The following is an 11357-nucleotide window of genomic DNA, read 5'->3' as shown; positions in this document are numbered from 1 at the left end:
CCCGCCCCGCCCCCGCCCCCAGAGACCACGAAGGACCACGATGCCCAACCGTCTGGAAATCACCGACGAGTCCATCTACTACGGCGACTTCCTCGCCGTGGAGGGTGTCACCGTCAACATCCCCGCCCATGCCATCACCGCCCTCATCGGGCCCTCCGGCTGCGGGAAGTCGACCTTCCTGCGCACCCTCAACCGCATGCACGAGGCCATCCCCGGGGCGCGTGTGGAGGGCGAGGTCCTGCTCGACGGCACCGACATCTACGGCAGGGACATCGACCCCGTCCAGGTCCGGCGGCGGGTGGGCATGGTCTTCCAGCGCCCCAACCCGTTCCCGACCATGTCGATCCGCGACAATGTGCTGGCCGGCGTCAAGCTCAACTCCCGCCGGATGTCGAGGTCGGACCAGGACACCCTGGTCGAGGAGTCCCTGCGCGGGTCCAACCTGTGGAACGAGGTCAAGGACCGCCTCGAGAAGCCCGGATCCTCCCTCTCGGGTGGGCAGCAGCAGCGTCTGTGCATCGCCCGTGCCATCGCCGTGCGCCCCGAGGTCCTCCTCATGGACGAGCCCTGCTCGGCCCTGGACCCGATCTCCACCCTCGCCATCGAGGACCTCATGAACGACCTCAAGGACGAGTACACGATCGTCATCGTCACCCACAACATGCAGCAGGCCGCCCGCGTCTCCGACCGGACCGGCTTCTTCAACCTCGAGGCGACCGGGAAGCCGGGACGTCTCGTGGAGTTCGATTCGACCGAGAAGATCTTCTCGACGCCTTCCGAGAAGGCGACCGAGGACTACATCTCGGGTCGTTTCGGCTGAGTCCCGGGGGCGGGACTCCTCGGGGGGTCGGGGCCGCGTGCCCCGGCCCCCCGATCCCGTCCGGCGGCGTCCCACGCCCCGCGCACGGGAGGAGTGGGATCAGCGCCGGGGCAGGGCGGGGTGGGGCGGGATCACCGCCGGTGCGGGGCGGGAGCAGCCCTGGGCTCGGAACGTGCTCACCGGCGGGTGCAGTCGGATCAGCGCCGGGAACCCTTCACCGAGGAGGTCAGGGAGTCCGTGTCGGCACCTGCCAGACAGGCCACGGTCCGGTCGTCCGAGGCGTTCCAGGACTGGGCGGTGGGGGCCAACCAGGTCAGGTCCAGGCCCGACTCCTCCACGTCGGTGCCGACGTAGTCGGCGAAGGCCTGTGAACAGCGTTCCTGTGCGATCGCGGAGAGCTCGTCCTCGGCGGGGAGGGTGTCTCCGTCGAGGTCGAAGGTTCCCACGACCTCCAGGCTGTGGGCCGAGGTGCAGGGGCGCAGCTCGACGTCGGTCACGGTCTCGCCAGAGGGAGCGTCGAGGCACTGTCCCGTCTCCAGTGACAGGACGCTGGTGGAGGAGCAGGCTCCCAGACCCAGCGTGAGCAGGGCGCATGCGGTGAGGGCACCGAGAGCGCGGCCCCGCTCTCGTGGACGGGCACCCACCGCACGGACGTCCACCCGAGGGGCACCCAGCCCGCGGACGTCCACCCGAGGGGCACCCAGCCCGCGGGGGCCCGGTGGGTCGGTGGCAGCGGGACGGGGGCTCATCGGGAGGGGCCCCCACGGAGGCGGGCCCGGGGCGCGTGCTTCACCGGAGGTGCCTCACTGGACGAGGGCGTGGAGCAGCCAGAACATCACCGCGGCGACACCGGCCGCTGCCGGCAGGGTGAGGAACCAGGCCACGACGATGTTGCCCGCGACACCCCACCGGACCGCGGAGAACCTCCGGGTCGCGCCCACGCCCAGGATGGCGGAGGTGATGGTGTGCGTGGTCGAGATGGGGGCGTGGAGCACGAACGCCGAGATGTAGAGGATCGAGGCCGAGACCGTCTCCGCGACGAAGCCACGGGCCGGGTCCAGGTCGATGATGCGCCGCCCCAGGGTCCGCATGATCCGCCACCCGCCGGAGTAGGTCCCCAGGGAGATCGCACCGGCGGCGGAGAGCTTGACCCACAGGGGGATCGTCATGTCACCGGTGACCGGGTCGAAGATGTTGTGGTGTTCCCCGTAACCGCCTGCGACGAGGGCCATGACGATCACACCCATGGTCTTCTGCGCATCCTGGAGTCCGTGGCCCAGGGCCATGGCGGCGGCGGAGACGGTCTGCGCCATGCGGAAGTGGCGCATGGTGCGGTGGTAGGGGAAGTTCGCGAAGATCCGCATGACGAGCTTCATCGCCAGGTAACCCAGGAAGAATCCGAGCACGGGGGAGGCGAACATCGGGATGATGACGGACTCCAGGATCCCCGTCCACTTGACCTGCGTGGAGGACATGAGCCCCGCACCCACCAGTCCGCCGATCAGGGCGTGTGAGGAGGAGGAGGGGAGACCGAACCACCACGTGATGAGGTTCCAGGTGCAGGCGCCGAGGAGGGCGCCGAGCACGATGACGAGGCCCTCGCGCTGGAGGGAGACGTCGGTGGAGAGCGAGTAGTGGGAGATGTCGATGATCCCCTCGCCGATCGTCTTGGCCACCTCGGTGCCCAGGAGCGCTCCGACGACGTTCATGACGGCCGCCATGACCAGCGCGACGCGCGGGGTCAGTGCGCGGGTCGACACCGAGGTGGCGATCGCGTTGGCCGCGTCGTGGAAGCCATTGGTGAAGTCGAAGGCCAGCGCGATGGTGATGACCAGGAGCACGAGGACCAGATTGAGGTCCACTGTCTCAGGACTCCTTCACGGCGATCGTCTCGATGCCGTTGGCGAGGTCCTCGAAGGCGTCGGCGCAGCGCTCCAGCACCTCCACGACATCCTTGAGCTTGATGATCGTGATCGGGTCCAGGCCCGAGTCGAACAGGGTCGTCAGCGTCATGCGGTAGGCCTGGTCGCCCTCGTTCTCCAGGCGGTTGATCTCGACCCAGTAGTCGCGCAGGGACAGCGGGGACTTCAGACCGGGCATGGCATCCGCGGTCTGCTCGGCGCAGCGGGTGAGGACGTCCACCTGGGCGGCCAGCAGGGCGGCCACGTCGTCAGGGATGTCAGTGAGGCCGTAGAGGACCATGAGGTCCCCGGCCTCGTCCATGAGGTCCATGCAGTCGTCCAGGCGGGCGGCCAGGAAGCCGAGGTCCTCCCGGTCGAAGGGGGTCACGAAGGAGAGGTTGAGTCGACGCACCACCTGGTGGTTGATCTCGTCGCCGGCGTGCTCGACCTCGTGGAGGCTGTCGCGCAGGGCGACCCGTTCCGTCGGGCTGGCACCGAGCATGGAGGTGAGGAGTCCGACTCCGGTGACGAGCTCCCTGGCCTGGGTGGAGAGAAGGTCGAAGAACGACGGTCCCTCCGGTTTACGCATTCCCACAGTGTGTCTCCCATAGGTTCAGTGGGTCACGGGCTCGTCCAGACTAGAGCACGTGCGGGGCCGTGGATGACGTCCGAGGTCCCGGGGACCGGTGGTTCCCCCCGCGCGCGGCGACGCCTCCTGCGTCCGCGTGGGGGAGGCCGGGAGCCGGGCAGGGGCGCGCGGTGCCCCACGGGACGCGTGTGGGACGGCGCGACACGCGCGGGAGTGCACCAGGTCGGCCACTGGTCGTCCGGGGTCGACGAGGGGGCTCCGGGCGCGCAGCACTGGTGTGCCCGCATGCCTGTGCCGTTGCGCACAGCCGTGTCGGGACCATCCGCCCTCGCGGAGGGGTGTTGCGTGCGTCATGATGGTGACTGTTGGTCGAGGGCGTGACCGCGCCCCGGAATACCGAGTGCCTCAGGAGGCAAGAAGTATGTCCGTGTCTGAAAAGGACGTGCGCGCAGCAGCGCCGTCGAACGCACCTGAAGAGGTCATCACCTGGGTGACCGGCATTGCCGAGCTCGCGAAGCCCGAGAGGGTCGAGTTCAGCGATGGCTCCGAGGAGGAGTGGGACCGTCTCACCTCCGAGATGGTCGCTTCCGGGATGTTCACCCAGCTGAACCCTGAGAAGCGTCCGAACAGCTTCCTCGCGCGCTCCCTTCCCTCCGATGTGGCGCGCGTCGAGTCCCGCACGTTCATCTGCTGCGAGAAGGAGGAGGACGCCGGCCCGACGAACCACTGGGCCGATCCCAAGCAGATGAAGGCGACCCTGCACGAGAAGTTCACCGGCACCTACGCCGGTCGCACGATGTACGTCGTGCCCTTCTCCATGGGTCCTCTCGGCGGCCCGATCTCCCAGCTGGGCATCGAGGTCACCGACTCCCCCTACGTCGTCACCAACATGCGCATCATGACGCGCATGGGCGCCGCTGCCATGGATCTCATCGCCGAGGGCAAGCCGTGGGTCCCCGCGGTCCACTCCGTCGGCAAGCCGCTGGCCCCGGGCGAGAAGGATGACGCCTGGCCCTGCAACGACGAGAAGTACATCACCCACTTCCCCGAGACCAACGAGATCTGGTCCTACGGTTCCGGTTACGGCGGCAACGCCCTGCTGGGCAAGAAGTGCTTCGCGCTGCGCATCGCCTCCACGATGGCGCGCCGCGACAACTGGATGGCCGAGCACATGCTGATCCTGCGCCTCAACCGTGAGGCCACCGGCCAGCAGTTCCACGTCACCGCGGCCTTCCCGAGCGCCTGCGGCAAGACGAACCTTGCCATGCTCCAGCCCACGATCCCCGGCTACAAGGTCGAGACCGTCGGCGACGACATCGCCTGGATGCGCCCCGGCCCCGACGGCCGCCTCTACGCCATCAACCCCGAGGCCGGCTTCTTCGGCGTCGCACCGGGAACGTCCTACGACACGAACCCGATGGCCATGGAGACCATGAAGTCCAACACCATCTTCACCAATGTCGCCCTCACGGACGACGGTGACGTGTGGTGGGAGGGCATCGACGGACCGGTCCCGGCCCACCTGATCGACTGGCACGGCAAGGACTGGTCGCCCGACTCCGGCGAGAAGGCCGCCCACCCGAACTCCCGCTTCACCACCCCGGCGAAGCAGTGCCCGATCATCTGCCCCGACTGGGAGGCTCCGCAGGGCGTCGCGATCGACGCGATCCTCTTCGGTGGTCGTCGCGCCACGAACGTGCCGCTGGTGGCCGAGCAGTACGAGGCCGCACACGGTGTCTTCATCGGCGCCTCCGTGGCCTCCGAGGTCACCGCCGCCGCGACCGACGTCAAGGCCGGCTCGCTGCGTCACGACCCCTTCGCCATGCTGCCCTTCTGCGGCTACAACATGGCCGACTACTGGGGTCACTGGCTGGAGATGCAGGAGGAGCTCGGCGACAAGTTCCCCTACATCTACCAGGTCAACTGGTTCCGCAAGGACGAGAACGGGAAGTTCATGTGGCCGGGCTACGGCGACAACTCCCGCGTGCTCGACTGGATCGTGCGTCGTCGCGCCGGTGAGGTCGAGGCCATCGACGGCGTGACCGGCCGTTACCCGAAGTTCGAGGACTTCAACCTGGACGGGCTCGACATCGACAAGGCGAAGTGGGACAAGCTCTTCGCCATCGATCCCGATGCCTGGGCCGCTGAGATGGACGACACCGAGAAGTACTTCTCGCAGTTCGGCTCCCACCTGCCTCAGGCGATCACCGACCAGCTCGCGAAGTTCCGCGAGCGGATCGCTGCCGCCAAGGCCTGAGCCCCGGCTCACTGACGGGCCCGTCCTCCTCCGGGAGGGCGGGCCCGCCCTCGTTCTCCTCCCCGCCGCGCCCGCGGATCGCACCCACCGAAGTGCCCGACCGACGCCCCCACGCGACCTCGTGGGCGGAACCGGGTCCACACCGGGGCGACGGCACGTGCACCCCGGGAGAGCGGACTTCGACCCCGGAACAGAGCGGACTTCGAGCCCCGAACAGAGCGGACTTCGAGCCCCGAACGGAGCGGACTTCGAGCCCCGAACAGAGCGGACTTCGAGGGTCGAACGGAGCGGACTTCGGCGGGGGGCGGGGATACTGGTGCCCATGCCGACTCCGATTCCGACTCCGACTGCCACGCCCAGCCGCAGACCCACCGACCGGGTGCGGTGGGGGTCCGCCCTCGCCGGCGCTGCCGCAGTGGCCCTCGCGGTCGCGGGACTGTCCGCCTGCGACCTCGATGCCACGATCGGCGTCTCGGCCGAGGGGGTGGCGGACGTCGCCCTGGAGGTCGGCATCGACCGGAGCCTCATCGACGGCGAGGGGCCGACCTGCGTGCAGGTCGTGGACGGGCTCCTGCAGGGCATCGTGCCCGTGGACGACACGGACACGGACATCTCCGAGGTCCCCGACGACACCGCCCTCCGCTGCCGGATGACGGCCACGCTCACCCTGGGCGGCGCCGACTGGGACGGACAGTCGGGGCGTCCCCTGTGGTGGTCGGACGCCGACGAGGGCGAGTACCGCCTCGCGCTCCCACTCTCCCAGGGGTCCGGGTCCAGTGCCGTGTCCCAGGAGATCGCCGACTCGCTCGGCATCTCACCCGAGGACGTCGTGCTCACCGTGTCCATGCCCGCCGACATCACCTCCGCCAGCGTGGGCGAGGTCGAGGGCCCCACGGTGACCGTCACCGGCTCCGACGTGGTGCTGCGCGACCTCGACGTGCAAGCCGGGGGCGGTGGGGGGATCAGTCGGGGGACCATGGCCGTGGTCGGGTCCCTGCTGGTCGGCTTCGCGGGTCTGGGCGGGCTCGCCCTGCTCGTGCGGCGGGAGCACCGCAGGCACTCCCGGACCGGGACCCCCTAGACTGCACGACGACGACACCAGGAGGCGATGTGGCAGACCAGTACCTCACCGATGACGAGATCGAGCACGCGCAGGGGCTCCTGGGTCGCATCGATGCGATGTTCACGCAACGGGTCGTCGGTCAGGACGACCTGCGTCGCGCACTGATGGCGGGACTGCTGGCGCGCGGACACGTCCTCATCGAATCCGTGCCCGGCCTGGCCAAGACGACGGCCGCCCAGACGCTGGCCGCAGCCGTCTCAGGCACGTTCCACCGCATCCAGTGCACGCCCGACCTGATGCCCAACGACATCATCGGCACCCAGATCTACAACTACGCCACCGGTGAGATGACGACCCAGCTGGGTCCCGTCCACGCCAACATCGTCCTCCTGGACGAGATCAACCGTTCCTCCGCCAAGACCCAGTCGGCCATGCTGGAGGCCATGCAGGAGGCCCAGACCACCATCGGTGGGGTCGTGCACCCCCTGCCCAGGCCCTTCATGGTGATGGCCACGCAGAACCCCATCGAGGAGGAGGGCACCTACGTGCTCCCCGAGGCCCAGATGGACCGCTTCCTCATGAAGCAGGTCATCACCTACCCCCAGCCGCGTGAGGAGCTGGAGGTCCTGGAACGCATCGACTCCGGTTCCATCTCCGAGCCACTCGACGGCGAACCGATCTCCCTGGGGGAACTCGGGGAACTGCAGGCGCTCACCCGGAGGATCTTCGTCCACCGCACGATCAAGACCTATGTCGTCGACCTCATCAACACCACCCGTGGTGCCGGCCCCAACCCGCTGCCCGGGCTGCGCACACATGTGCGTGTCGGTGCCTCCCCCCGTGGCGGGATCGCGCTCATGCAGGTCGCCCAGGCACTGGCCCTCATGGCCGGGCGCAACTACGTGGTGCCCGAGGACATCAAGGCGATGCGCCACCCGATCCTGCGCCACCGACTCATCCGCACCTACGACGCCATGGCCGACGACGTCTCCGTGGACGGCCTCGTCGACGCCGTCTTCAACGCCGTCCCGGTGCCCTGAGGACGGCCCCGCCATGCACTCCCCCGGACTCGAGGCCATCGCGGCCCGCGTCGAGCTGCCCGTCATGCGCCGACTGCTCTCCCAGATGGAGGGCAGGCACGGGTCCATGCGCGCGGGTCGGGGGATGGAGTTCCTCGACATGGCGGACTACAAGCCGGGCGACGACGTCAAGGACATCGACTGGCTGGTGTCCGCACGCGCGGGACGACCCGTCGTCAAGCGCTTCGAGGCCACCGCCAACGTCCAGGTGATCCTGGTCGTGGACATCGGGCGTTCCATGGGGGCGCTCGCCCCCTCGGGGGAGACGAAGGAGGAGGTCGCCCTGGCAGCCTGTGAGACCATCGCCTGGCTCTCCACGGTCCGCGGAGACCAGGTGGGGATGGTCGCCGGCGACTCCCGGCGTCTGCGCCAGGTGCCCGCCCGTTCGGGCAACTCCCATGCGGAGCTCATCCTCCGCAAGATCGCCGAGGACATCGACCTCGCCTCCCCCTCCTCCGACGTGGCGCGCCTGCTCGACCGGGTCCTGACCTCGACCAGACGGCGTTCCCTGGTCGTCCTCGTCACCGACGGCACGAACCCGGCACCTGCCCACGAGGACGTCGTCAAGAGGCTGCGGGTGCGTCACGAGATGATCGTCATGTCCGTCTCCGACGCCGACCCCACCTCGCTGCCACGCGGCACCGACGTCATCGACGTCGACGCCGGGCCGCTGCCGGACTTCGTGACGGCCGATGCGGAGTTGGCCGCCCAGGCGCGCGAGGCGATCGCCCAGCGCAAGGGACAGGTCTCCCAGATGTTGTGGCGCAGGGGAGTGACCCAGGTGGGGGTCGACGCCGTGGCCGACGTCCCCCGAGCCCTGGTGCGCGCCCTGGAGAGGGGGAGCCGTGTCCGGTGACTCCCTGCGCGACCCCGTCGCCTACCCGAACTGGATGTGGGTCGTGGGCACCGTCCTCGCCCTGCTCGTCGTGGCGTGGGTGGTGGGATGCCTGGTGCGCTGGTGGCGTTCGGAGGAGACGGACGTCCCCGAGCTGCTCTCGATCTCCCAGGCGGAGCGACGTCGCTACCTGTCCCTCGTCGACGAGATCGGGGGCCGCCGGGACTCCGGGGAGTTCGACGCGCGCGCCCTGCACCTCGCCCTGGCCGGGCTCATGCGCTCCCTCGGCACCGCGCGCACGGGCCGTGACCTGGAGGTGGCCACCGTCGACGAGGTCGAGGTGCTCACCCCCTCCTGGCCCGAGCTCGTGGCCGTGCTGCGGGAGTGCGAACAGCCCAGCTTCCAGGGTGATCCGCACGCGGCGGAGGACCGGGCGCTGGCCCTGGCGCGTGAGGCGGTGGAGTCATGAGGTTCCCCCTCCTCGCACTGGCCGTGGTGCTCGTGGTCGCAGTCGCCGCCCTGGCCGGCTGGTGGTTGCTGCGCGACGCGGGACGTCGCGAGGGTCGCCGGGGCTGGGTGGCCAACAGCGGGTACGTGCGCGAGCTGCCCAAGTACCGCGCGCTGGTGCGCCGCACCAGGTGGGCGTTGGCCGGGACCCTCGTGAGCCTGGTCGGTCTCACCGTGGCAGTCGCCGTGTCCGCAGGTGCACCCGTGGACCGTCATCTCGAGGACCGCAGGCTCTCCAGTCGTGACATCGTCCTGTGCCTGGACGCGTCGGGGTCGATGATCCCCTACGACGGCCAGATCGCGGGCTCGTTCCGCCGGATCGTCGACCACTTCTCCGGGGAGCGCATCTCCCTGCACCTGTGGTCCGCGCGCACGATGGTCCTCTTCCCCCTCACCGACGACTACGACATGGCCACCCGGACCCTGGAGGACGTCGGCACCCTGATGACCGACGGGTTCCAGGGGCAGAGCTCCGACGGGGTGTACGTGACCTCGGAGCTGCTGGACTTCCTGGAGGGCACCCAGGACCCCGCCGGGGAGCTGTCCTCCCTGTCGGGGGACGGCCTCGCCGGCTGCGTCCTCGGTTTCGACCACACGGACCAGGAGCGCTCGCGGATGGTCATCCTCGCGACCGACAACGAGGTGCTGGGCGCCCAGATCTACACGCTCCCCCAGGCGATGGAGTTCGCCCGCCAACAGGGCGTGGTCGTCACGGCGCTCTACCCGGGGGACACGACCTACCTGACCGCGGAGGGGACGGAACTGCGGGACCAGGTGCGCACCACCGGGGGCGACTTCCACGACGCCGCCCAGCCCTCCTCGGTGGACGGCATCATCGCGGAGATCGAGGCCCAGCAGCGGGTCGACCTGGAGGGGAGCGCCACCACCGTGGAGACGGACCGACCGGGGACGGCGCTGGCGTGGGTCGCCGTCGCCCTCGTCGCGCTGCTGGCACTGGGCGGATGGGCACGGCTGTGAGCGGGCACAACGGGGCCGCTCGCGCCGGGTACGGGGGCGGGCACACCCACGTCGCCGGGACCACGGGTGGAGGTGGCCGACGATGATCCTGCGTCCGGTCGTGGAACCCGCATGGCTGCTCGTGGTGCTGGCACTCGTGCTGGTGGGACTGCTGGTGGTGGGGGTGCGCCGACGCGGACCCGACGGTCGCTGGGTCCTGGTGCGCCGTGGACTCATGTCCGCCCTGGTCCTGCTCATGCTGCTCGGTCCCTCCGTGCCGGGTGAGGCGCAGAGACTGACGTCGAGCACCGAGGTCTGGCTGGTCGTCGACCGGACGGGGTCGATGGCGGCGGAAGACTGGGACGGCACACAGCCCCGTCTCGACGGCGTCAAGCAGGACCTGCACACGGTCCTGGAGTCCATGGGCGGCGCCCGCTTCTCGGTGCGCACCTGGGACTCGGACGTGCGCACGGTCGTGCCGCTGACGACGGACGAGTCCGCCATCGGGTCCTTCATCGACACGTTCCAGCAGGAGCTCTCGGAGTACTCCCAGGGCTCCTCCCTGGACCGTCCCACCACCAGGCTCCTCGCGGACCTGATGCGCGCCCGGGAGTCGCACCCGGAGAACGTGCGCTACCTCTTCGTCCTCTCCGACGGGGAGACCTCCAATGAGGTGGCCTCCCCGCAGCCCCACGCCTGGGCCGCCCTGCGGGAGTACGTCGACGGTGGACTGGTCATCGGGTACGGCACCGAGGAGGGGGGCCGCATGCGCGCCCACAGCCTCGGTGACCCCACCGGCGCCCAGTCGGGTGCGGAGCCGGAGTGGATCCGTGACTACTCCCGGCCCGGCGCGCCCCCTGCGGTCTCCCACATCGACACCGCCACCCTGCAGGCGGCCGCCGATGACCTCGGTGTCGACTACGTCCACTCACCCGACACCGCGACCATCTCCACGGAGGCCTCCCGGATGATGGACCACGCCGAGCTGATCGTGGACTCCCGGGAGGAGCTGTCCACCTACCGCTACTTCCTGTGGCCGTTCGCCCTCGCGTTCGCGCTGGTCACCGCATGGGAGGCCGCGGCCCTGGCGGGTCGCGTGCGGGCACTGAGGAGGGCACATGCCATCTGACCCACCCCACGGCACCCACTCACCCACCCCCGGGGGTGCGGACCGGGGACAGGACCCCGGTGACGAGTTGCTGGTGCCCTTCGGCGCGCCCCCCGCAGATGCCTCCGGTGGGGAGGGGGACACCCCTCCCGCCGGTCCGGGACGCGGGGGAGCCGCAACGCCCGGCGGACGAGGGCGGCGCAGGCGTGCCCGGTCCGCACTGAGGCCACTGTGGTGGTCG

11 protein-coding genes and 1 pseudogene are annotated in these 11357 nt (G+C 69.8%); 9 read left to right on the top strand and 3 right to left on the bottom strand.

What is annotated here, in order from left to right; all coding sequences use genetic code 11:
- Positions 1 to 40: 40 nt before the first annotated feature.
- Positions 41 to 820 (top strand): phosphate ABC transporter ATP-binding protein PstB, encoded by a 780-nt coding sequence (pstB, locus tag BQ9890_RS09420; RefSeq protein ID WP_075891083.1) that lies wholly within the window; start codon positions 41 to 43, stop codon positions 818 to 820.
- Between the two features lie 197 nt (positions 821 to 1017).
- Here pstB and BQ9890_RS09415 read toward each other — a convergent pair whose 3' ends face one another.
- From BQ9890_RS09415 to BQ9890_RS09405, 3 genes are all read right to left on the bottom strand, one after another.
- Positions 1018 to 1464, bottom strand: a complete 447-nt coding sequence (locus BQ9890_RS09415; RefSeq protein WP_195907655.1) for a septum formation family protein — start codon at positions 1462 to 1464, stop codon at positions 1018 to 1020.
- A gap of 159 nt (positions 1465 to 1623) precedes the next feature.
- The gene (locus tag BQ9890_RS09410) at positions 1624 to 2682 is read right to left on the bottom strand and encodes an inorganic phosphate transporter (protein WP_075891081.1); all 1059 of its coding nucleotides are present in this window, start codon (positions 2680 to 2682) and stop codon (positions 1624 to 1626) included.
- A 4-nt stretch (positions 2683 to 2686) separates the two neighbouring features.
- Positions 2687 to 3316 carry a DUF47 domain-containing protein gene (locus tag BQ9890_RS09405; RefSeq protein ID WP_075891079.1) on the bottom strand — a complete coding sequence of 210 codons (630 nt, stop codon included), beginning with the start codon at positions 3314 to 3316 and terminating at the stop codon, positions 2687 to 2689.
- A 415-nt stretch (positions 3317 to 3731) separates the two neighbouring features.
- Here BQ9890_RS09405 and BQ9890_RS09400 point away from each other — a divergent pair, with 415 nt between their 5' ends.
- The 8 genes and pseudogenes from BQ9890_RS09400 to BQ9890_RS16310 form a co-directional block, all read left to right on the top strand.
- Positions 3732 to 5567, top strand: a complete 1836-nt coding sequence (locus tag BQ9890_RS09400) for a phosphoenolpyruvate carboxykinase (GTP) (protein WP_075891077.1) — start codon at positions 3732 to 3734, stop codon at positions 5565 to 5567.
- Positions 5568 to 5889: 322 nt separating this feature from the next.
- On the top strand, positions 5890 to 6648 hold the full coding sequence (locus BQ9890_RS09395) for a hypothetical protein (protein WP_143226293.1): 759 nt from the start codon (positions 5890 to 5892) through the stop codon (positions 6646 to 6648).
- Positions 6649 to 6677: 29 nt separating this feature from the next.
- Positions 6678 to 7670, top strand: coding sequence for an AAA family ATPase (locus BQ9890_RS09390; RefSeq protein ID WP_075891073.1), 993 nt, complete (start codon positions 6678 to 6680; stop codon positions 7668 to 7670).
- A 13-nt stretch (positions 7671 to 7683) separates the two neighbouring features.
- Positions 7684 to 8565, top strand: coding sequence for a DUF58 domain-containing protein (locus tag BQ9890_RS09385; protein ID WP_075891071.1), 882 nt, complete (start codon positions 7684 to 7686; stop codon positions 8563 to 8565).
- Positions 8555 to 9013 (top strand): hypothetical protein, encoded by a 459-nt coding sequence (locus tag BQ9890_RS09380; RefSeq protein WP_075891069.1) that lies wholly within the window; start codon positions 8555 to 8557, stop codon positions 9011 to 9013. The genes BQ9890_RS09385 and BQ9890_RS09380 overlap by 11 nt, the downstream gene beginning before the upstream one ends.
- Positions 9010 to 10029 carry a vWA domain-containing protein gene (locus BQ9890_RS09375; RefSeq protein ID WP_075891067.1) on the top strand — a complete coding sequence of 340 codons (1020 nt, stop codon included), beginning with the start codon at positions 9010 to 9012 and terminating at the stop codon, positions 10027 to 10029. The genes BQ9890_RS09380 and BQ9890_RS09375 overlap by 4 nt, the downstream gene beginning before the upstream one ends.
- Positions 10030 to 10111: 82 nt before the next feature.
- A complete protein-coding gene (locus BQ9890_RS09370; RefSeq protein WP_075891065.1) occupies positions 10112 to 11137 on the top strand; it encodes a vWA domain-containing protein in 1026 nt (341 codons plus the stop codon).
- Positions 11127 to 11357, top strand: a pseudogene (locus BQ9890_RS16310) (hypothetical protein); the annotation flags it as partial. The gene BQ9890_RS09370 and the pseudogene BQ9890_RS16310, both read left to right, overlap by 11 nt.

It is taken from the genome of Actinomyces provencensis, from assembly GCF_900155435.1.
Lineage (GTDB): Bacteria > Actinomycetota > Actinomycetes > Actinomycetales > Actinomycetaceae > Pauljensenia > Pauljensenia provencensis.
This window is presented reverse-complemented; position numbering and strand designations above follow the sequence as displayed.

Excerpts from the sequence above, each read along its gene's own strand:
- pstB (WP_075891083.1), top strand. The coding sequence starts at position 41 with ATGCCCAACCGTCTGGAAATCACCGACGAGTCCATCTACTACGGCGAC.
- BQ9890_RS09395 (WP_143226293.1), top strand. The coding sequence starts at position 5,890 with ATGCCGACTCCGATTCCGACTCCGACTGCCACGCCCAGCCGCAGACCC.
- BQ9890_RS09385 (WP_075891071.1), top strand. The coding sequence starts at position 7,684 with ATGCACTCCCCCGGACTCGAGGCCATCGCGGCCCGCGTCGAGCTGCCC.
- BQ9890_RS09370 (WP_075891065.1), top strand. The coding sequence starts at position 10,112 with ATGATCCTGCGTCCGGTCGTGGAACCCGCATGGCTGCTCGTGGTGCTG.
- BQ9890_RS09400 (WP_075891077.1), top strand. The coding sequence starts at position 3,732 with ATGTCCGTGTCTGAAAAGGACGTGCGCGCAGCAGCGCCGTCGAACGCA.
- BQ9890_RS09375 (WP_075891067.1), top strand. The coding sequence starts at position 9,010 with ATGAGGTTCCCCCTCCTCGCACTGGCCGTGGTGCTCGTGGTCGCAGTC.